The organism is Edaphobacter aggregans DSM 19364 (assembly GCF_000745965.1).
In the GTDB taxonomy this organism is placed as follows: Bacteria; Acidobacteriota; Terriglobia; order Terriglobales; family Acidobacteriaceae; genus Edaphobacter; species Edaphobacter aggregans.
The window spans coordinates 44,600-64,792 of the sequence record NZ_JQKI01000005.1 but is presented as its reverse complement, the minus strand read 5'-3'; the positions used below and the strand labels follow the sequence as shown (position 1 = coordinate 64,792).

20 protein-coding genes are annotated in these 20,193 nt (G+C 57.0%); 12 read left to right on the top strand and 8 right to left on the bottom strand.

Features of this window, described 5'->3' with window-relative positions; genetic code table 11:
- Positions 1 to 56 precede the first annotated feature (56 nt).
- Complete coding sequence (locus Q363_RS04210) at positions 57 to 1,220, top strand: phage major capsid protein (RefSeq protein ID WP_342667382.1); 1,164 nt, start codon at positions 57 to 59, stop codon at positions 1,218 to 1,220.
- Between the two features lie 73 nt (positions 1,221 to 1,293).
- Entirely contained in the window at positions 1,294 to 1,983 is a 690-nt protein-coding gene (locus Q363_RS35685; RefSeq protein ID WP_051978355.1) for an HK97 family phage prohead protease, read from the top strand.
- A 41-nt stretch (positions 1,984 to 2,024) separates the two neighbouring features.
- Here Q363_RS35685 and Q363_RS04200 read toward each other — a convergent pair whose 3' ends face one another.
- Entirely contained in the window at positions 2,025 to 2,354 is a 330-nt protein-coding gene (locus tag Q363_RS04200) for a hypothetical protein (protein ID WP_169746925.1), read from the bottom strand.
- A 120-nt stretch (positions 2,355 to 2,474) separates the two neighbouring features.
- On the opposite strand from Q363_RS04200, the gene Q363_RS04195 reads away from it, so the two are divergent.
- Positions 2,475 to 3,410 carry a hypothetical protein gene (locus Q363_RS04195; RefSeq protein ID WP_169746924.1) on the top strand — a complete coding sequence of 312 codons (936 nt, stop codon included), beginning with the start codon at positions 2,475 to 2,477 and terminating at the stop codon, positions 3,408 to 3,410.
- A 23-nt stretch (positions 3,411 to 3,433) separates the two neighbouring features.
- Here the strand turns inward: Q363_RS04195 and Q363_RS40130 are convergent, their stop codons facing one another.
- Entirely contained in the window at positions 3,434 to 3,919 is a 486-nt protein-coding gene (locus Q363_RS40130) for a hypothetical protein (protein ID WP_157466525.1), read from the bottom strand.
- Between the two features lie 502 nt (positions 3,920 to 4,421).
- The gene (locus Q363_RS04180; protein WP_035348074.1) at positions 4,422 to 5,666 is read right to left on the bottom strand and encodes a tyrosine-type recombinase/integrase; all 1,245 of its coding nucleotides are present in this window, start codon (positions 5,664 to 5,666) and stop codon (positions 4,422 to 4,424) included.
- Positions 5,667 to 5,929: 263 nt separating this feature from the next.
- On the opposite strand from Q363_RS04180, the gene Q363_RS04175 reads away from it, so the two are divergent.
- Positions 5,930 to 6,760, top strand: coding sequence for a hypothetical protein (locus Q363_RS04175; RefSeq protein ID WP_157466524.1), 831 nt, complete (start codon positions 5,930 to 5,932; stop codon positions 6,758 to 6,760).
- A 349-nt stretch (positions 6,761 to 7,109) separates the two neighbouring features.
- On the opposite strand, the gene Q363_RS37810 is transcribed toward Q363_RS04175, so the two are convergent.
- Positions 7,110 to 7,319: an ATP-binding protein gene (locus Q363_RS37810; RefSeq protein WP_084079983.1), complete on the bottom strand. Its 210-nt coding sequence runs from the start codon at positions 7,317 to 7,319 to the stop codon at positions 7,110 to 7,112.
- Here Q363_RS37810 and Q363_RS46080 point away from each other — a divergent pair.
- The 6 genes from Q363_RS46080 to Q363_RS04150 all read left to right on the top strand — a co-directional run bounded on the left by Q363_RS46080 (position 7,240) and on the right by Q363_RS04150 (position 14,963).
- On the top strand, positions 7,240 to 7,602 hold the full coding sequence (locus Q363_RS46080; RefSeq protein ID WP_425387621.1) for a carboxypeptidase-like regulatory domain-containing protein: 363 nt from the start codon (positions 7,240 to 7,242) through the stop codon (positions 7,600 to 7,602). The two genes, Q363_RS37810 and Q363_RS46080, sit on opposite strands and share 80 nt — an antisense overlap.
- 14 nt (positions 7,603 to 7,616) lie before the next feature.
- Complete coding sequence (locus Q363_RS04170; protein WP_035348072.1) at positions 7,617 to 7,913, top strand: hypothetical protein; 297 nt, start codon at positions 7,617 to 7,619, stop codon at positions 7,911 to 7,913.
- A 201-nt stretch (positions 7,914 to 8,114) separates the two neighbouring features.
- Positions 8,115 to 12,713 (top strand): PAS domain S-box protein, encoded by a 4,599-nt coding sequence (locus Q363_RS04165; protein WP_035348071.1) that lies wholly within the window; start codon positions 8,115 to 8,117, stop codon positions 12,711 to 12,713.
- A complete protein-coding gene (locus Q363_RS04160; protein ID WP_035348070.1) occupies positions 12,710 to 13,333 on the top strand; it encodes a response regulator transcription factor in 624 nt (207 codons plus the stop codon). Before Q363_RS04165 ends, Q363_RS04160 begins: the two co-directional genes overlap by 4 nt.
- Before the next feature lie 129 nt (positions 13,334 to 13,462).
- Positions 13,463 to 13,840 (top strand): response regulator transcription factor, encoded by a 378-nt coding sequence (locus Q363_RS04155; RefSeq protein ID WP_035348069.1) that lies wholly within the window; start codon positions 13,463 to 13,465, stop codon positions 13,838 to 13,840.
- A gap of 49 nt (positions 13,841 to 13,889) precedes the next feature.
- Positions 13,890 to 14,963 carry a sigma-54 interaction domain-containing protein gene (locus tag Q363_RS04150; protein ID WP_245632025.1) on the top strand — a complete coding sequence of 358 codons (1,074 nt, stop codon included), beginning with the start codon at positions 13,890 to 13,892 and terminating at the stop codon, positions 14,961 to 14,963.
- A 208-nt stretch (positions 14,964 to 15,171) separates the two neighbouring features.
- On the opposite strand, the gene iscX is transcribed toward Q363_RS04150, so the two are convergent.
- The 4 genes from iscX to Q363_RS04130 all read right to left on the bottom strand — a co-directional run bounded on the left by iscX (position 15,172) and on the right by Q363_RS04130 (position 18,788).
- Positions 15,172 to 15,387 (bottom strand): Fe-S cluster assembly protein IscX, encoded by a 216-nt coding sequence (gene iscX / locus Q363_RS04145; protein ID WP_035348287.1) that lies wholly within the window; start codon positions 15,385 to 15,387, stop codon positions 15,172 to 15,174.
- A 114-nt stretch (positions 15,388 to 15,501) separates the two neighbouring features.
- Entirely contained in the window at positions 15,502 to 15,936 is a 435-nt protein-coding gene (locus tag Q363_RS04140; protein ID WP_035348068.1) for a 2Fe-2S iron-sulfur cluster-binding protein, read from the bottom strand.
- Positions 15,937 to 15,940: 4 nt separating this feature from the next.
- Positions 15,941 to 17,935 (bottom strand): Fe-S protein assembly chaperone HscA, encoded by a 1,995-nt coding sequence (gene hscA / locus Q363_RS04135; protein ID WP_035348067.1) that lies wholly within the window; start codon positions 17,933 to 17,935, stop codon positions 15,941 to 15,943.
- A gap of 196 nt (positions 17,936 to 18,131) precedes the next feature.
- The gene (locus Q363_RS04130) at positions 18,132 to 18,788 is read right to left on the bottom strand and encodes a TetR/AcrR family transcriptional regulator (protein WP_051978353.1); all 657 of its coding nucleotides are present in this window, start codon (positions 18,786 to 18,788) and stop codon (positions 18,132 to 18,134) included.
- Positions 18,789 to 18,859: 71 nt separating this feature from the next.
- Here Q363_RS04130 and Q363_RS35680 point away from each other — a divergent pair, with 71 nt between their 5' ends.
- Positions 18,860 to 19,435 carry an ester cyclase gene (locus Q363_RS35680; protein WP_169746922.1) on the top strand — a complete coding sequence of 192 codons (576 nt, stop codon included), beginning with the start codon at positions 18,860 to 18,862 and terminating at the stop codon, positions 19,433 to 19,435.
- 31 nt (positions 19,436 to 19,466) lie between these two features.
- A complete protein-coding gene (locus tag Q363_RS04120) occupies positions 19,467 to 20,099 on the top strand; it encodes an NAD(P)-dependent oxidoreductase (RefSeq protein WP_035348066.1) in 633 nt (210 codons plus the stop codon).
- Positions 20,100 to 20,193 lie beyond the last annotated feature (94 nt).

Genomic DNA, 20,193 nt, shown 5'->3' with positions numbered 1-20,193 from the left:
TGGCACTCGGGGACAAACAAATCAAACATCCCAATCGAGTAACCACAGGAGTGTCTATGCCCATGCCCAACAAGGGAGTTGTAGATCCCGAACTCAAAAGCGCCCTCGATGCCCTCCGCGAAGGCATTGCCGCCGCTGCGCCCGCAGCCAAGCTCCAGCAACTACAGCAACAGGTCGATGCCATCGACATCAAGTTGGCCAACAAGCACTCGGCGGATGTGATCGGGCCGTCGTTTTCCGAGAAGCTCCAGTCGAACGAAGACTTCGCCCGCTTGATCCGCGACAGGAAAGGCACGGCAAGGCTTAACATTTCGGGCAAAGATTTGGCGGACTTCGAACGCAAGACCACCATCACGTCTGCGGCGGTTGGGCAAATGACCACCGGGGTCCTCCAGATAGACCGCATTCCCGGCATCACGGCGGAAGCGAGGCAGGTCTTGAAGGTGCGCGACCTGCTCGATGCCCAGCCGACCTCGATGCAGGTTGTCGATTTCGTGCGGGTTTCGACGCCGATGGCGATTGCAAGCCCTGTGGTCGAAGCGTCGACGAAGCCCGAGAACACCGTCACCTTTACGTCGATCAGCGAGAAGGTGCGGACTATCGCGACTTGGATTCCTGCCACCAAGCAAATCCTCGACGACTTCGTGGAACTGAACAGTTTCATCAGTTCCACGCTGCCTTACTACGTCAATCTTGCGGAAGAAATTCAGCTTCTCTCGGGTGACGGAACGGGGGAAAACTTGCATGGACTCATCCCGCAGGCGACCGCATTCAACACCGCCCTGCTTGTGCCTGTCGCCGGGTGGAACAAGATCGATATCGTTGGCCGCGCCATTCAACAGATCACGGCGGCCAAAGAACTCGATCCAACCTTCGTAATCCTGCATCCCAATGACTGGTTTGGCATGAGGCTGCTCAAGGACAGTTTTGGGCGCTACATCCTCGGCGATCCGCAGACCAACGTGCGGCCATCGCTGTTCGGCCTCGATGTGGTTTACACCACCAGCATCGCCAGCGGTACTTTCTTGATCGGCAGCGGCAGCCCCATCGCCTCGCAGATCAGGGACAGGATGGAAATGCAGGTGGAAGTATCTACCGAACATCAGGACTACTTTGTGAAAAATTTGGTTGCGGTACGCGCGGAAAAACGCTTGGTGCTGATCACCAAGCGCCCCGCGAGTTACGTCAGCGGAACGTTCACCACTTCACCTGCAAGCTAAGTCGACAGAACAGGGCGGAGCCTGTATTCATACGGGTTCCGCGCACGTTCGTAAGCAAGCGGAGGGAACAAGCGTGGAGCATAGAGATTTCAATCTCAAGATCAAAAGCATCGATGACGCTGGCACCTTCGTCGGCATGGGTGCCGTATACAACAACGTCGATCTGGGCGGCGACCTGATCGAGCCGGGAGCATTCAGTCGAACGCTCGCAGCCGGAAAGAAATTCCCGGTGCTCTGGCAACATAAGACCGACGAGCCAATCGGCTTTTGCCAAATCACCGACACTCGCGAGGGCCTTCAGGTCAACGGCACCTTGGAGCTGTCTGATCCGACGGCGCGAAAAGCGTTCACCTTCATGAAGAGTGGGATTATCCGTGGTCTCAGCATCGGGTACGACTGCATTCAGGCGACCTACGACGGCGACGTGCGCCACCTGACTGAACTCAAGCTGTGGGAGATATCCTGTGTCACTTTCCCGATGAACGAATCGGCGGTGGTCACCGGCGTGAAGAGCATCACAGATGCCGACCGGGCGAAGCACCTGAAGGCCATCAACGACCACCGGAAAGCGATTGGTCGCCACGAGCAGGGCATTCGCGAGCACTTGAAGGCGATGCTCGACGGTCTTGACGATGAGGACGATTCCAATCTGCCCGATGACCCCGCACTCCTCGAGAGCGATGAAGGCGACGAAGGCAAAGGGTTCTTGATGGTGGAGCTAAAAAAGCTTGTCGAGCAAGCTGCGTCCCTCGCTGCTCAATGACCTCTGCTGGCGTGCACCAGAAGATCAGCGGAGTCTGGCCCTCACTGTCTTAGGTCCATAACCGCTGCCACCAGTTGCGCTCCCACTCCGCCGAGCACGAGGAAGAACCCGAGCCAGCGCCATCGAGTCTCAACGTCTCTTTTCACAAACTGCGGGAATGCCACGATCTTTTCGAAAGGCAGTAGTGCGAGTAGGGAATATCCCCAGAATGCAAAAGAAAAGAGGCCTACGGCGAGACTCGAAGGCTTGTGCATTATCGCGGCGATCACACCCCCTAAGATCGCCCCGACTGGAATAGCGGTGTGACCCCACACAATTGACGGAGCAAGCTTTCTGACGCAGAAGTCTTTCCATCCGTCGGTTGCAAGCATCTCGGACAGAACCAACACACCCGAGAAGGCATAAAGGATTCCGGCGAGGTTGAGCAGCTTGTACGTGCGAAGTTCTGGGATAGACGAAAGACCATACCCGGCAAACAGCCCCGCGACAAATTGGATTCCGATCACCCACCAAAAGCTACGCTTGCTCACAGTCCGAATTGTAATGAACTGATTGAACTTGAGGAGAACGAGAACCGCAAAGATTTCACGCCGGGCGAGCGCGGGCGAGCCGCTTTATATCAGGCGGCGTGCGAAAAAGGTCTATTACATAGCTCTCTTGAAAGTGTCGATTACGTATCGCGTCTCTTCGATGAGCATCTTCAGCAACGTGCGACATTCAGACCTCCCCCCCAAGGGATTAGTAGATCCATTTCGCAGGCAATGCCAAACGGCTATCTGGATTTCTACAGAAATAGAGTGAAGTGCGAGATTTGGGTCAGGCTCAGTGGACTCTATGACGCAAACTACGTCATTGTGCTCGATTGGTTCGGGGTTGATGAAACCAATCTTCGTTCCCTTGTCGATGTCAGCAACGAAGGTGCCTCGAAGATTTACTACTCCCGCTCCTGCTACTTGAAGCAGCCTATGCTTGTCGGCATTGGACAGGTCTCGAATCAGACTGAGCAATGCTGGGAGAACCGGATGAGTTCTCTTGTAGGGCTGGAAGCTCTCGATCAGATCAATGAACGAGGGGGTGAAGACCCTCAACTTTCCCCGTTTAGAATTCCTAATATCGTCGAACACCTTGGGATCGTCAACGATCACAAAGGAGAGGTTACTTATATTCGGCGGAAGGGGGTCACCGGCCGCTTGATACACGGCAAAAGCATTTATCAAGTGGTCGAGGGCCGAACGCAAGCAATTGACGCCCTCGCCGAAGATAACAGCCCATCTAGTGAGATCAGGAGGAGGGCCGACGCGAAGAGCATAAACCCCTATTCGTGCACTGTCCTTGCCACGTTCCACAAAGGTCTCATAACGGCCACTGTTCAACCATTTCGAGATTTCAGTGTCGAGAACCTGGAGATGTTCTTCAGCTCTGTATAGCTTGGCGTGGAATCCTGTTAGGTCTAGCGGCGGTCGAACGGCAGGCATTGCGGAATCATAGCAGCGGATATAATTTCCGGCACACCATCGGTGCTCGGGATAACGTGAGGATTGGCTAGCGCTTCGTTGAACTTCTCTTCCGGTATCTCTGCGAGCCGCTGCCACTTCGAGGACTGGTCGTAACTAATTCCAAGGTCGCGTAAGGTACTCGTGTTGTTCGAGGGGCTTTTTTGCTTTCCTCTATGCGCGCCGCCGTTATCGCCCGCCGTCAACATCTTGCCGCTTCGTTGCGCTTCCTTCACCAGTTCGCCGGTCTTTCGTTCGGCGCGGATGCGCACCTCTGCGGCCTTGCGTTCGGCATCGCGGTTCGACGCCCTGCCTGGAATCCCTTTACTCCTGAGACGATCTCGCCGCGTCCAGCGCTTTCTTAAGTTCAGCTGGAAGCTCGATGGCAGGAACGTGCGTGTATCTGACCGCCAGAGACAGATAAAGGCGATGTGCACCATCAAACAATTCGAAAGGCGGACCTTCGAATGAGGAGCTGCGCACGACCTTTACTGGAGGCAGCGCAACTCCGCCAACAAAGCCACGCAAGATTCGAAGCACGCGTTCGTCAGCCGTCAACTTTTCTTCGTCGCTCTTGTTGAAAATCGGCACACGGCGAAGTGGCTCGATGTCGTCAATGCTGATGAGGCTAGAACCGGGAGTCGCGTCGACTATGTACGCCGTCGACGAAGGAACGAAGCTTTCCGCTCCAGCATCGACCAGCCAACGATCCTCAAACGGAACCCTCAGGTCGTGATGATGAAGGAACATTTCTCAAGGCTACTCGACCGGCTGGCTGTTGTGGTGGAGTCGTGTCACGCGACTCCACTTTCTCACATCGGCAGAGATCAAATCTTTCACCGGTGAAAGATTTTGGACATTGAGTTGCCGCGTAGACCGCCCCACAATCGCGCCACGTTGCCCAGTGTGCGCGTGGAATGCGCAGAGGGGATATCTTTGGGCGTCTTAGTTCACGGTCACTGTCGCTGGCTCCGTCTCCAGTTTAGACAGGCCACCACACCAATCAATCGCGTCCACCTTGCTCAGTGCCTCTTTGGTCGACGCTGGACGCAGATAGGTCGCCGTGGTCGCGATGTCAGCGTGTCCCATGTAGGCTTGCACGGTTCGCAGATCGACGCCGTTGCGCAGCAGCGTCGTGGCGTAGGTGGCGCGGAGCTTGTGAAGATACCACTGTTCGCACTCTCCTAGATTTCCCTTACAGCCATCACACTGTGTGCAGTTCAGGCCAGCAGCCTTCGCCAATCGCTTCAGGGTTCGCAGCAACTTCCGGTTCGGTGTGTCCTTCTTCGTGCCGACGATCAGCTTGGTCTCAGGATGCCGAACTCTGGCTTGTCTGAGACTACTAAGCAGGTCGCTCGATATAGGGATGTCGCGTTCCTCACAGTCCTTGACCATAAACGCCATCTGCGGCTTATTGCGAACTCGATAGACCGAGTGAGTCCAGTCGATATCTTGCCATTCGGCGTGCGCCATCTCCTGATCCCGCAGACCAAGCTTCAGGCCCAATTCGATGACCAACCGCATGTACGGATCAGCCGCCGCAAGGATAGCCGTCACCTGTTCCGGCGAATAAACTTCCGGCAGAGTCTTCGAATACTTCGGTGCTGGTGGCCACAGCGCCGCTGACTTGGTATCAAATCCGGCAGAGTGCAGAAACGACTTCAGCCGTAGATGCTTGTTGGCCACTGTCCTGTCGCCGCATCCTCGATCCCGAAGTGCCCGGTGAAAGCGGTAGATGTCCTCCTTCACAATCTCATCGATGTAGGTCTTCCGGCAGACCAGCATGAACTCTTCAGTGACGAGCTTGGCCTGTCCCATCGCTTCGAGCGCCCTGCGATATTCGCAGTCCTGTATGTACAGATTTGCGGCACGTCGAATCTCAACTCGCTTCTCGTCGGTGACGACCTTGGCACCAGCACGAACCGCCTCGTTCTTGGCCACCGACAGGCTGCTTTCCTTGCGCCACAGCGCCAAGGCTTCACTTGGATGGGTTCCAGCGTCGATGTAGACAGGCTTGGTGCCTTCGTAGCGGCACAGCTCATAACGTCCGGTTGGGTAGGAAACCTCAACACCGTTCTCGATGACGTGGGTGTGGCGAATCCGGTTGTTCGAGCCGAGAACAATGGCTTTTCGCCGCCATCCCTGCGGGGTCTTGCAAAACCAGTACAACGTGACCTTCCTGTTCGCCATTTGCCTGTAACCTCAATTTATTCTAGCAAAATTCTAGCAATGGACGGGAAGCATTGATATAATTGTTGATAACAAAAGACTTAATCTTCTAACAATGGAGCAGGTTTTCGAATCCCCCACTCTCCGCCAGATAACGCTAAGCACTTTGGGATCATCACCGAGATTAAGCTGTGACACTTGGTGTGACACTTTTCTCAGGGCAAAAAATAATAAGCGATGTCGCTCGCTCTATCTGGGTATTACACCTAGAGAGGAGCTTAGAAGTGAGAACGCACAGGTTCGTCTTTACATCCGAGTCCGTCTTTCCGATGGACGTGACGCGTTCGTTGACCCCGTCTGGAACAGGAACCGCACGCTTCGGGCCTGCTACGCCCTGGTTGAGGGGCAAGCGGAACGCCACCCCGAAGGTTCTTACTACCCTCCGTTTTCTTCGGGATGGCAAGCGTGTCTGGCAACGAATTAGCCAAGATGCAGACGTAGCGATCACAGCCCTGCGCAATACGGAACATGACCTTCAGGCAACTGCCTTGGGACGTTCAGTTCCCACGCCGATAGTTGACCCAAATGTGGGCTTGCCCGACCCCGCCGGGGTCGACAAGAGAGCAACAGGCATCGATCTCTCCGGCAGTTTCCCTGAGGCCGCTATCAGGTCTTATTTGGAAGAGATCCAACGATTTCGGTCTCGCAAGACCATCGCGGCGTGCGAGCACATGCTGAACCTCTTCGGGTCGAAGTTCCCCGGGAAGGTCATCAAGGACATCACGCGGAAGGATCTGCTCGACCACATTCTCTTTCTCCAGGAAAGAGGTCTGGGGGATCGCACTATCTATAACAATATTGCGCGGATCGGCACCCTGATGAAGTCGCATGGCGTCGTCGGTTTGCTCAGCGCAGCAGACAAGCCGCAGAGGCAGAGGAAATACTTCAAGGACCAATGCGGGCCTTACTTGCCGTTGTTCACAGAGTATTTAGAGGGCGCTGCAAAGCAGAGGTATAAGATTTTCGCGACATTTGCCGTTTCCAATTGCGTCTTCGAGGGCAGCATGGGGCATGAGCCACGTCAATCCGGGGCGTTGCGTTCATACCGTCGATGAGGGCGCGCTCCAAGCGTCTCCGTCTAACATCGTCATGCGGAACGTAGGGGCATCGCAATCATTCGAGGAGATCGCGACCGCTGTGGCTTCGGCAAGGGGCCAGGTACCCTTGACTCAATCCACATCAGCGACTTCGTCGCTACCGGAGCGGAGATCTCAAGTGTGATACAAGCTGTTCAAGATAACATCTTATGTAGATAAATCCTGCCAGATTACCCGCAAAAGCACGAGGTTCTCTCTGATCGGAGAATCTCCTAAGAAGGCTTTTGCCTAGCTCAGCTGTACATTTCTCTCTCTCTAGCACTCGAGTTCAGGAAAAATGAAGAACCGCTTTCCTGTTTCGGGACGATCAAGCTTGCCGGAGATCGCAAGAGGGAAAGCGTACCGAAAATCGGCTGCCAACATTTGGGTCTGATGACACGCATATGCTCGCGCAGTGTGCTTCAGCGATTCGCTTTGCGATCGCGAGCCCAAGCCCATTGCCACCTTGGTCACGATTGCGTAAGGTATCGGCCCGAAGATGCGCTTTATCAGCGCTAAGCAGTACAGACAATTTCATTAGCTTTGCCACTTTTGCTGACAGTTCCGGACATTTCTCAGATGGACCGCGGCACGATCACCGGCACCATCACCGACTCCATGGCGCTAGGGTTTCCCACGCGGAGATCATCACCAAATCCAACTCCACTGGTGTCCTGACCCGCCGTACCACCAACAGCGCTGGTGTGTTCACCGTTAGCTCCCTGCAAACCGACACCTATGCGATCACCATTCGTTCGGCGGGCTTTGCGCCAATCAAGATCGAGAACGTTACCCTGGATGCGGGACTACGCGAACTCTAAACACGACGCTGACCATGGCTAGCGTCACAACCGATATCCAGGTGACGTCTGATTCCGATCTCTCCAAGGCGTCAGCGGAGATCGGCGGTGTTATTAGCGGAGAACAGGCGCGAGAGCTGCCACTCAATGGGCGTAGCTATGTCAACCTAGTCCCATTCGTGCCCGGTGTGATCGAAACAGGCAGCCATGTAACTGAGGCAATAAGATCAAAGCAGGTCCCGCATGACGAGTTCACGCTCACTGCGGGTGATCATATCATCATCTCAATCGACAATATCGGAACACTGGAAATTCAAGCAGCGGCGAAGTAATTCTTGCATCACCTCTCCCGCATTGACTCGCGGCCGAATCTGCATGGACGTGAATCCACCGTCGATCTTGATCGAAACAGTGTTTCCATTGCGCCATGAGCGAGGAACGGGTCATATGCAGAAGCGGTCGGATAATGCGCTATCATGTGAAGCGGCTACATTGGGCTCTATGAGACGGTAAGCCACCGGCTAGAGGATCCGATGCAGGGGCACGTCATCGCGAAGGCGATATTCCGGACTCTTGTGTGTGCCGTGTCGGTATTTGCAGTCACGGTCGTTCTCGATGTCATGCCTTTTCGCGATCCTCCGTTTATCGCGGGTCTGCTTTTTCTCCTTCTTGTTTTAATCGTCTCGGCCGTCTGGGGCCTTCGCTATGCAATTCTTGTCTCATTTCTTGCTGCTCTGGGACTTAACTGGGTTGTCGCTCCGATCGGCCATTTCCAATTCGGCGATTCGCGTGACCTCTTTGCTCTTATCGCATTCCTGTTCACCGCGACCTGTGCCAGCTATCTTTCAGGGCGGGCGCGCAAAGAGGCAGTGAACGCCAACCAGCGCCGTGCCGAAGCTGTCGCCACACAACAGCGTTTCGCGGACCTGGTCAACTCAGTCGAGGGCATTGTGTGGGAGGCCGACGCCGAGACGTTTGCGTTTTCCTTCGTGAGTGAACGAGCAGAAAAAATACTCGGTTACCCGGCAGAACGATGGTTGCGCGAGCCGACTTTCTGGAAGAACCACCTTCATCCCGAAGATCGCGATTGGGCGCTGCGATTCTGCACAGAGACAATGACCGGAAAGCACAGCTACGACTGTGAGTACCGCATGACTGCTGTTGATGGACGGGTGGTGTGGATCCGTAACCTGGTCACGGTAGTGATCGAGAATGGGCGAGCGACCCGGCTCCGCGGCGTCATGGTTGACGTGACGAATCGCAAGCGGAATGAGGAGGCTCTGCAGGAGCAAGCAGATCTTCTCGACCTTACGCATGACGCCATCTTCGTGCGCGACATGAATGAGACCATCACATACTGGAATCGTGCTTCCGAGGAGTTGTATGGATGGTCAGCGGAGCAAGCGGTCGGTAAGAGCGCACACGAGTTTCTTCAGACAGTGTTCCCGGTCCCCTTGCACCAGATCGACGAGCAGTTGATGAATGCTGGCCGCTGGGAAGGCGAACTCGTGCATACGAAAAGAGATGGAACGTCGGTAGCAGTGGCAAGCCGGTGGTCATTGCAGCGCGACCACAAGGGCGCTCCCATTGCTATCCTCGAAACCAACAACGACATCACCGAGCCGAAGCGGGCTGAGCTAGCTTGGGAAGAATTTGAGGAGCAATGGAAAGCGGCGTTTGAGAGCAATCCGACGATGTATTTCATCGTGGATGCCGCAGGAGCAATCGTTTCACTAAACAGCTTCGGCGCGGAGCAACTGGGCTACCAAGTGGACGAACTGATTGGGCGACCTGTGTTGGATGTGTTCTATAAGCCTGATCGGGAGGCCGTCCAGAGTTATGCCAATTCCTGTTTCAAGCAGCCGGGCCGAATGATGAGGTGGGAGGCAAGAAAGATCCGTAAGGATGGCACAATGCTTTGGGTCAGGGAGACCGCCAAGGCGGTTTCGCTGAAGAAGCGGCCGGTGCTGCTGGTGGTATGCGAGGACATTACGGAGCAGAAGCGCGCCGAAGAGGCTGCCCGCAGAAGTGAAAGGGAGCTTCGCGACGTAATTGAAACGATACCGGCGATCGCGTTCACCGCGTTTCCTGATGGTTCTAACGCCTTTGCGAACCGGCGTTGGCGAGAACATACGGGATTATCCGCGGAGGACACCGCCGGCTTAGGCTGGCGGTCTGTAGTCCATCCGGAAGATATCCAAAGGCATGTGGATAAGTTGCGGTCGTCCCTGGCTAGGGGCGAACCGTTCGAAGGTGAAGTGCGAGTCCTTCGCGCGGCGGATAGAGAATTCGGCTGGTTCCTGGTACGCGCCGTACCGCTGCGCGATGAAACCGGAAAGATCCTAAAATGGTATGGAGTCTTGACGGATATAGAAGATCGCAAGCGGGCAGAAACCCTGATCGCAGGCGAAAAGCGGATCCTTGAGCTCGTCGCGAAAGGTGAAGCTCTTCCTGAAATACTTGATAGCCTCTGCCGATTGGTCGAGGAGCAAGCTAGCGGCGCTCTTACGTCCATTTTATTGGTAGAAGGAGATCGGCTAATTCATGGCAGCGCGCCCAGCCTGCCAAAGGCCTACACGGAGGCAATCGACGGGGTTTTGATTGGCCCATGTGCGGGCTCGTGTGGCACAGCCGCGTACTACGGCCAGCAGGTCATTGTCGAGGATATTGCTACGAATCCGTTATGGGCCAACTACCGCGATGCGGCTTTGCCCAATCACCTGCATGCCTGTTGGTCCACGCCCATCTTCTCTTCGCAAGGCAAAGTGATTGCGACGTTCGCAGTGTACTATCGTGAGCCACAACGGCCGAGTGAGCGCGACCAGGAAATTATCGAACAGATCACTCACTTGGCGGGTGTTGCCATTGAACGCAAGCTGACATACGACCAACTACAGCGTAGTGAAGCTTATCTCGCGGAAGCGCAAAGGCTGACTCACACAGGCAGTTGGGCCTATGGATCTGGAGGAGGTCCTCTCTACTGGTCTGAGGAAAATTTTCAAATCTGGGGATTCAATCGGCAGCAAGGCGCTCCCCACATCGAAAGAGTTCGGTCGCGGATGCATCCTGACGACGCCGACCAGGCGATCGAGTATGCCCAGAATGCGATACGACTCGGAACGGATTACTCCCACGAGTTCAGAATCGTGCTCCCCGACGGAACCGTGAGATACATCCATGCGGTGGGCCATCCGGTGTTCAACAGGAGTGGAGAACTGATTGAAATGGTGGGAACGCACGTCGATGTAACGGAACGCAAACGTGCCGAACAGAAATTCCGAGGACTGCTGGAATCGGCGCCAGATGCGGTCGCGGTTGTGAATCGTGAGGGTGAAATTGTTTTGGTCAATGCGCAACTGGAGAAGCTGTTTGGCTATCAACGAAGGGACGTAGTGGGGAAGAGGATCGAGATGTTGGTGCCGGACAGGTTCCGGGAGAAACATCCGGAACACCGCGCGGTTTTTATGGCCGACCCTCGCGCGCGACCAGTGGGGTCGGGGCTGGAACTGTACGCGCTGCACAAGGATGGGCATGAGTTTCCGGTGGAGATCAGCCTTAGCCCGCTGGAGACCGAGGAGGGTATTCTGGTTTCCAGCGCCATTCGCGATATCACGGAGCACAAGCGGGTGGAAGAAAAGATTCGACAGAGCGAGAGAGAGCTTCGACAACTGATAGATGTGATTCCGCAGCAAGTCATTGTTTTCGGCGCGGACTGGAGTCCTCTTTTTGCCAACCGACGAGAATTGGAATACACCGGCCTTACTTCCCAAGAGATTCAGTCAAAAGACGCAGTTGCCAGAGTCTTTCATCCGGAGGATCTGAAGAAGTTAAAGGTGGCCCGTGAGCGGGCGAGTTCCGATGGTGCCCCTATTGAGATAGAGGTACGAATACGGGGAAAGGACGGACAGTATCGTTGGTTTCTGATCCGAGACAATCCGCTGCTAGATGAGCAGGGATACGTCCTGCGGTGGTACGGTACGCGTACCGACATCGAGGACCGAAAACGCGCCGAGGAATCGCTGCACCGGAGTGAAGCTTATCTGGCGGAGGCGCAGAGGCTGACTCACACGGGCAGTTGGGCCGCCAAAAGAGGTGGAGATCTCTACTGGTCAGAGCAAAGTTTCCGAATTTGGGGATTCGATCCGCAACAGGGCTCACCGACTCGCGAGATGGTGTTGCAACGCATTCATCCAGAGGATCGCGACACCGTGGTCGAAGATGCCCTGAAGGCTATGCACGAGAGAAGAGACTACACCCTCGAATTCAGAATCGTGCCACCAGACGGAACGGTCCGGCACATCCAGGTGTTAGCGCATCCCGTTTTCAGTGCGAGCGGAGATCTGATCGAAATGGTGGGGACCCACGTCGACGTGACGGAACGGAAGCGCGCCGAGGAGGAGCGAGAGAGGCTGCGCCAGTTAGAGGCAGACCTCGCGCACATCAACCGCACCAGCATGATGGGCGAATTGACGGTATCGATGGCTCACGAACTCAAGCAGCCGATCACTGCGGCTATCAGCAACGCTGAAGCCTGCTTGCGTTGGCTTGCTCGCGATCAGCCCGATATGGTGGAGGTGCGGGAAGCTGTCACAGAAATCGTCAAAGAAGGTAGGCGTGCAGCGGATATTATGACGCGGGTCCGCTCCTTGTTCAATAAGGAAGTTACGAAACGCGAAGCCTTGGACGTCAACGAAGTCATCCTTGAGGTAGTTTCCCTGGTTCGCCAGGAAGCAGAGCCGTACTCCATTTCCTTGCACACGGAACTCTCTGAGGATCTGCCCAAAGTCTTAGCCGATCGTGTTCAGTTGCAACAGGTTCTGATGAACCTCATGCTGAATGGCATCGAGGCGATGAAGCACTCCACAGGCGAACTCACGATCACGTCGCAGCAGGATGAATATGGTCGAGCACTGATCGCTGTGAGCGATACTGGTACAGGAATCCCTGCTGAAAGCGCCGACAAGATATTTGACGCATTCTTTACGACAAAGTCCCAAGGCACCGGCATGGGCCTCGCAATCAGTCGCTCCATCATTGAGTCACATGGAGGTCGCCTTTGGGCGAAGGCCAATGCTGGACTTGGAACAACCTTCTACTTTACGCTGCCGAACGAGATAATGGCTTCCGCATGACATCCACACCCAGCTTGGTCTTTATCATCGATGATGACGCCGGTGTCCGCACGGCAATGCAGCGTCTGTTGAGAAGTGTAGGTCTGAACGCTGAAGCATTCGCCGCACCGCAAGAATTCCTGCGGCACAAGCGCCCCGATGTTTCAAGTTGCCTCATTCTGGACGTACGGCTTCCCGAGATCAGCGGCCTGGAAGTTCAACGCAAATTGATCGAAGCTGGCATTCACATTCCAATCATTTTCGTTACCGGTCATGCCGATGTTCCAATGAGTGTAAAGGCTATGAAATCGGGTGCCGTAGAATTTCTGACGAAGCCGTTCCGCGATCAGGATCTGCTCGATGCGATACAGCAGGCACTTGAGCGCGATCGTAGAGCCCGACAAGAGCAGAGTGAGATGGCAGAATTGCAGCGCCGTTACGAGCACCTGACACCGCGCGAGCGTCAGGTCATGAGGTTGGTTGCTTCAGGCATGTCAACCAAGGAGGTCGCCTCCCTGCTCGGAACAAGCGAAGTCACGGCAAAGGTCCATCGCAGCCAGATGATGCACAAAATGCAAGCTGACTCACTTGTCGAATTGGGCAGGATGGCCGAGAAGCTCAAGGTTCCGGACAAAAAGTAGCGTTCCTTGAGCACGCAGTTGGTAATGCACTTCGGTCTATATTGTTTATCCCTCCCTGTCCGGAGGGATGATCTGCCCTATCCCGCAGCATAATAGCGCCCGGCTGGTTCAGGCCTCACACTTGTAGGAATGGAAACCGTAGAGCAACAGAGATTGGTGGTTGTTGTTGACGACGAAGAGTCCGTACGTAGTGCGGTTTCTCGTTTGTTGAGGGCTGCCGGTTTGAGCGTTCGGGCATTCGCCTCGGCAGAGGACTTGCTGCAATCTGATCAATTGGACGCTACGGGTTGCCTTATTGCAGACATTCGAATGCCCGGCATGTCCGGTCTGGATCTGTTGGCTGAGCTAAACTCCAGACGCTGTCCTGTTCCGACGATTTTGATTACCGCACACGGAGACGAGAACTTGCGTATGCAGGCAATGAGAGCCGGAGCAGTCAAATTCCTGGCCAAGCCTGTTGATGGCGACATACTGATCGCAAGTGTAGAAGCGGCTTTGCAGGTTTAGCCGCAGCGGCCCTTTGTTAGACGTCCGCGGGAGGAGCACGTTGGGAGCCTTGGACAGAGTTGAATGTGCTGCCCAGGATGACCGCAATCGTGAATTTGCACGGATCGTCGGTAATAGCCCGGCACTTGAATCCGTGCTGGAGTTAGTTCAACTGGTTGCGCCTACTGACTCCACGGTGTTGGTCCTGGGGGAAACAGGCGTTGGCAAAGAACTGATTGCTCAGGCGATTCACAATGTGAGCTCGCGCTACGAACGCCCCTTCGTAAAGCTGAATTGTGCTGCAATCCCGACCGACCTCTTGGAAAGCGAACTGTTCGGCCACGAGAAAGGCGCCTTCACCGGCGCTATTGCGCAGAAGATCGGACGCTTCGAATTGGCCCATAAAGGGACGTTGTTCCTTGACGAAGTGGGTGACATCCCGCTTGCGCTGCAACCCAAATTGCTGCGCATCTTGCAAGAACAGCAATTCGAACGTCTGGGGAGCGGCCAGAGTCATCAGATAGACGTTCGTCTCATCGCTGCCACAAACCGTGATATCGAAGGAATGGTAGCGCGGAACGAATTCCGCAGCGACTTGTATTACCGGCTCAACGTCTTTCCCATTCAGTTGCCACCACTCCGCGAACGCCGGGACGATATTCCGACTCTCGTGGAGCACTTCGTCGAGATATTCAGCCGGCGCATGAGAAGGCCCATCCACCATATTCCGCCGGAAACCATGGAGGCCTTCTCGTCGTACTCATGGCCTGGCAACGTACGGGAACTACAAAACCTCGTGGAGCGAGCGGTAATTTTGGCACAAGACGGCGTGCTTCCAAACCCACTGCCGACGTCTGCGGCTCCCATCGCGCCATTGCCTTCAATTAAGACGGTGCCTGGAGACCCGAGACCAGCTGAGCCGATTACGCTCCGGGACTCCGAACGCGCACTCATACTCCAGACTCTGGAATCAACCGGTTGGAGAATCGGAGGACCGCAGGGGGCAGCCGTACATCTGGGTCTGAACCGAACAACGCTGATCTACCGAATGAAAAAGCTCGGGATCGAACGGCCATTGCGGCGTGCTGCTTCGCCGGACGATTTCATGACGGATGAAGTACCGGAATCATCCGCAGGGCTGTGAATCTTCTTCGACAGAGGATCCTGCATCTACTTCTCATCCCGCCTCCCCTTAGTTCCATACGCTGAGATGAACCATCTCCGTGAACTTGTGACTATCCATGATCATCACATTTCTCGGGACTTATGACTTATGTTGTGTGCCAGATAATGGTCATCCGCACCGTAAGCTCTTATAAGAGTCACCGCGCAGGAGTTTTCAAAGCCACTGACTACTTCGCGTCCTCGTACTCCTCATGCCACGCCGTCTGGATGGCCTCCAGAATCCCCTCGTTCGACTTCGCCGGATCGCCCACGAACCCCGGCAGCTCGATCACATACCGATGCAGGTCCGTAAATCGAACTGTGTACGGATCGATCTCCGGATACTTCTCCTGCAGCTGAATTCCAATCTCCTCAGCGTCCGTCCAGTTGATCTCACGCGGCATTCTCGTTTCTCCCATTTCGCATTTCCTAATAATTAAGGTGTCATCCTGAGCGAAGCTCGGCGACTTTGCCGGGCGAAGTCGAAGGATCTGCGTTATAAAGCAGATCAGAACGCGTTAATCCTTCTTCACCACCGCGGCAGGCTTACCCTCCTGCACATAGTTCCGGTTCCACGCGGGAATCTCCACCACGTACGTCCCCGGCTTCTCGATCACCGCCTGGCACCCCAGCCGCGAATTCAACTGCACGTCCGCCGCAGTCTCCATGCGATCCAGCTCCTTGTCTTCCGGCTCGCTGATTCCCTTATCGCCTTCCTTCACCCAAAGGTGACAGGTCGTGCACGCGCAAACTCCGCCGCACGCATGGTCCAGAAAGATGTCAAAGTTCTCCGCCACATCCAGAAACGACATCGGCTCACCGTGTCCCTCATACGGCAGCGTATCGAACGGAAACTCCACCGTCCTTCCCTCCGGCAAAAACGTCACCCGCACCATTCCCTCACCCGCGGGCTTCGACGTATCCACAACCTGGTCCTTATTGATCTCGTTCATATCCTCAATCTTCCGTTGACTCTCCGGCCGTAGCCTCTTCCTTCACCGAGTTCTCAATCGCCTCGGCCTCCTTGTCCGCCTCCAGCACCTGCGCCTTCGCAAACGGATGCGGAGCCGTCGGTCCCTCTCCTATGCTCTCACCTGCGGCCTCCATCGTCTTGCCGCCCAGAGCTCCCGTCACCGCCGAATCCATCATCAGCTCCGCAAACCGCCGCGTCGCCTGGTCCAGCCGCTCGATCGCCGCGCGAATCACCTTGTAATCCCCGCCCGTCACCGAGGCTTTCAGCTCGTCCTCACGCTGCTTGATCGTCTCAATCTCATCCGCGCTCAGCTGCTGCCACGCCTCGTGCTTCCGCCCCTTCTCGACAGCATCCAGAATCGTCTCCGCCTCGTTCTTCGCCTCGATCACCTGGCGCTCGCGAATATCCTCCTCCGCATGGTCGAACGAAGCGAGAATCATCTCCTCTACCTGCTCATCCGTCAGCCCGTACGTCGGCTTCACCTCGATCTCGGCCTCTTTCCCGCTCCTCTGCTCCCTCGCGCTCACATGCAGAATCCCGTTCGCGTCAATCAGGAACTTCACCTCGATCCGCGGCAACCCCGCCGTCATTGGAGGAATCCCCTTCAGATCAAACCGCGCCAGCGACCTGCAATCCTTCGCAAGCTCACGCTCTCCCTGCAGCACATGGATCGCCACATTCGTCTGTCCATCCACGCCCGTCGTAAAGTGCTCCGTCGCGCTCGCCGGTATCGTCGAGTTGCGCTGAATGATCTTCGCCACTACACCCCCCAGCGCCTCAATCCCCAGCGACAGCGGAGTCACATCGAGCAGCAGCAGATCCTCCGTAGCCTTCGACCCTCCAGACAAAATATCCGCCTGCACCGCCGCTCCCAGCGCCACCACCTCATCCGGATTCAGCTCCGTGTGTGGCTTCTTGCCTCTTGCACTCAGCCCGAAGACCTCATCCACCAGCCTCCGCACCGCCGGAATCCGCGTCGATCCACCGACCAGCACCACCTCGTCGATCGCCTCCGGCCCGATCCCCGCATCCTTCAGCGCCTGCCGGCAAGGCCCCGCCGTCCGCGCAATCACCCCCGCAATCAATCCCTCAAACTGCTCCCTCGTGATCTCTCGCGTATAACGCGTCCCGCTGGGAAGCCTCGCATCCAACCGCGCCGTCTCCTCCTCCGACAGCCGGATCTTCGCCTCGATCACCGCCTTGCGAATCGCCTGCACCGCCTCGCCGTCACCTCGAACATCCTCACCCAAATCCCCGGCGATATCGTCCAGCGCAATCGCAATCAGCAGGTTGTCGATGTCATCGCCACCCAGGTGCGTATCCCCACCCGTCGCAATCACCTCAAAGATTCCCTCATGCAGCTTCAGGATCGAGATATCAAACGTCCCGCCGCCAAAGTCATACACGGCGATCAGACCGTCCTTGTTCTTCTCCAGCCCATACGCCAGAGCCGCGGCCGTAGGCTCGTTCACCAGCCGCAAAACATCGAGCCCCGCAATCCTCCCCGCATCCTTCGTCGCCTGCCTTTGCGCATCGTTGAAGTACGCCGGAACCGTAATCACGGCCTTCGTCACCGAAGCCTGAAAGAACCGCTCCGCATTCCTCTTCAATTGCCCCAGCACATACGCCGAGATCTCCGGCGGAGTCAGCGTCCTCTCCCCCACCCTCAGCTTCAGCACCTCGCCCGGCTCCAGTCCCTCCGCCAGACGAAATGGAAACAGCCGTAGCTCCTCCTGAATATCCTCGACGCCGCGCCCCATCAGCCGCTTGGCCGAGTACACCACGCTCCCCGCATCCTTCAGCAGAGTCCCGCGCGCCGCATTCCCCACCACAACGCCATCGCCTTCAATCGCCACCACCGAAGGCACCAGCCGGTCGCCGTCCTCACCCGGAATTACCGCAGGCGTCTCCCCCTGCATATACGCCACCAGGGAGTTCGTCGTCCCCAGATCAATCCCAACCACGCGCTCTTCAGCCATTCTTCTAATCCTCTTTTGTCCCATCTCCTATTCTCTTACAAACCGCGGTGCAGACATCCCCTGGTCCGAACGAGCCCTCTCCTGCGGCTACTACGACCAGGCCCACTTCGCCAACGACTTCCGCGCCTTCCCTCACCCCAACCGCCTACACGGCGCCACCCGCCCCTGGAGCAACCACATCAACCTCGACTAACTCTCAACCCACCAATTCCCACCGGATCGCCCTCCGCAACCACGCCTCATACTCATCCCCCGTCCACCCCCGCTCCCGCACCAGCATCCGAAACATCTCCCTGCTCGTCAGCGCCCAAAGAATCGCCCTCGCCGCGTCCCGACTCAGTCCTACGCGCAGCAGCCCGCCTCTTTCCAGCGCGTCGATCACCATCACCTGCGAGTCATACCGCTGGCAGTTCCTCTCATCCTCCACCGCCGCCAGCTCCGGAGCCACCATCCCCGCGCCCCGCAGCAGATTCTCCACCGGAATCTCCGCCTCGTAGATTCGCCTGGAAAACCGCGGAGGAAACTCCAGCAGCACCATCGGGTCCTTCACCGCGCGCGCCTCCGCCAGCAGCGCCTGGTACGCCTCTCCGAACCGAGCCGCATCCAGCAGCTCCGACACGATCCCCTTCTTCGACCGGAATATCGCATACACCGTCGGAACCGCCACCCCCGCCGCCTTCGCCACCGTGGGAATTGTCATCCCCGCATAGCCCGTCTCCTCCAGCAGCCTCCTAGCTGCCGCCGCAATCCGCGCCCGCGTCTCGTCCGCCTGCCGCTGCCGCGCCGGAGATTCATACACCCTCGTCTCGGCCGCCCTCTTCGCTCGCTGCCCCGACCCCGATTTTTTTTTCAATCTCGTTGCCACTTTTCGAAAGTATAGTCATCTATTCGATAAATGTTCATATATTCAATATGAGGACCTACATGAGACGCTTCCAAGCCACCCTCCCGATCCTCCTCCTCGCCCTCATCCCCACCCAAACCCCAGCCCAAACCCCAACCCAAGCCACAGGAGCCTCCATGTCCGCCGCCTCCGCCACCCCAGACCACGCCGCCGTCATCCACCGCTTCTACGAGCAGTGCATCAACCAGCACCGCTCCGACCTCCTCCTCGATCTCTTCACCCCCCACGCCACCTTCCACTCCAGTACCGGCGACGCCGTCGGCATCGAGGCCGTCCGCCGCACCGTCGACAACGTCCACGCCATGTTTCCCAACCACCACTTCACCGTCGACGACGTCGTCGTTAACGGCGACAAGGCCGCCGCCCGCTGGACCATGACCGCCCTCAACACCGCCCCCATCGCCGGTATCCCACCCACAGGCCGGCCCATCACCAACCGCGCCGTCGTCTTCTACCGCTTCGAAGGCGACAAGATCGCCGAAGCCTGGCTCCAGATGGATCAGGTTGGAGTCCTCCGGCAGATTGGCGTTCAGATCCCCGGCGGACCGCCCGCCAACGCTCCTTCCCCCGCGCCCGCGCACCCCCCACAGCAGTAGCTCTCACAACCAGCTGAAAGGAGAAGCATTCATGCGACTCACCGTCCTCGGAGCCACCGGCGGCATCGGCAGGCTCCTCATCCCCATGGCCCTCGATCAGGGCCACCAGGTCACCGCCTTCGCCCGAGCCCCCGAAAAAGTCACCAGCAACGGGGCAGGCGTTCTGCACTCCCATCAGGACCTCCGCGTCGTAGGCGGCGACCTCTACAACGTCCGCCAGATAGCCGACGCCATCCGCGGCTCCGACGCCGTCCTCTCCGCCTTCGGCCCCACCACCCTCCGCCGCACCCACCTCCGCCGCGACTTCGGACGCAACCTCGTCCAGGCCCTCCGCCAGACCGGAGTCGCCCGCTTTATCCACGTCTCCAGCGCCTTCTGCTTCAACGAAGGCGGCCTCATCTACGCCGTCATGACCAACACACTCTTCCGCAACGTCACGCAGGACCACCGCGACGCCGACAACGAGATGGCCCAACCCGACCTCGCCTGGACCATCCTCCGTCCGCCACGCCTCCTCGACGGCCCCGCAAAGGGCAAGCTTCGCATCTTCGACGGCCACCTCGCCCCGGGCATGACCATCACCCGCGCCGACGTAGCCGCCTTCATGCTCCAGGAGGCCGTCACCCCGCGCCACGTCCAGCAGTTCGTCGGCCTCAGCAGCTAAACCAGAACACTCCCCTCTTTTGAAGTGTCATTTCGACGGAAGCAACGGACAGCCCTACCGAAGGCCACCTCTGGAACATCGGAACCTACGACCC

Excerpts from the sequence above, each read along its gene's own strand:
- Q363_RS04180 (WP_035348074.1), bottom strand. The coding sequence starts at position 5,666 with ATGGCGAACAGGAAGGTCACGTTGTACTGGTTTTGCAAGACCCCGCAG.
- Q363_RS04155 (WP_035348069.1), top strand. The coding sequence starts at position 13,463 with ATGGAAACCGTAGAGCAACAGAGATTGGTGGTTGTTGTTGACGACGAA.
- Q363_RS04165 (WP_035348071.1), top strand. The coding sequence starts at position 8,115 with ATGCAGGGGCACGTCATCGCGAAGGCGATATTCCGGACTCTTGTGTGT.
- Q363_RS04120 (WP_035348066.1), top strand. The coding sequence starts at position 19,467 with ATGCGACTCACCGTCCTCGGAGCCACCGGCGGCATCGGCAGGCTCCTC.
- hscA (WP_035348067.1), bottom strand. The coding sequence starts at position 17,935 with ATGGCTGAAGAGCGCGTGGTTGGGATTGATCTGGGGACGACGAACTCC.
- iscX (WP_035348287.1), bottom strand. The coding sequence starts at position 15,387 with ATGCCGCGTGAGATCAACTGGACGGACGCTGAGGAGATTGGAATTCAG.
- Q363_RS04160 (WP_035348070.1), top strand. The coding sequence starts at position 12,710 with ATGACATCCACACCCAGCTTGGTCTTTATCATCGATGATGACGCCGGT.
- Q363_RS37810 (WP_084079983.1), bottom strand. The coding sequence starts at position 7,319 with ATGAAATTGTCTGTACTGCTTAGCGCTGATAAAGCGCATCTTCGGGCC.
- Q363_RS04200 (WP_169746925.1), bottom strand. The coding sequence starts at position 2,354 with ATGCTTGCAACCGACGGATGGAAAGACTTCTGCGTCAGAAAGCTTGCT.
- Q363_RS35680 (WP_169746922.1), top strand. The coding sequence starts at position 18,860 with ATGAGACGCTTCCAAGCCACCCTCCCGATCCTCCTCCTCGCCCTCATC.
- Q363_RS04170 (WP_035348072.1), top strand. The coding sequence starts at position 7,617 with ATGGCTAGCGTCACAACCGATATCCAGGTGACGTCTGATTCCGATCTC.
- Q363_RS04140 (WP_035348068.1), bottom strand. The coding sequence starts at position 15,936 with ATGAACGAGATCAATAAGGACCAGGTTGTGGATACGTCGAAGCCCGCG.
- Q363_RS04210 (WP_342667382.1), top strand. The coding sequence starts at position 57 with ATGCCCATGCCCAACAAGGGAGTTGTAGATCCCGAACTCAAAAGCGCC.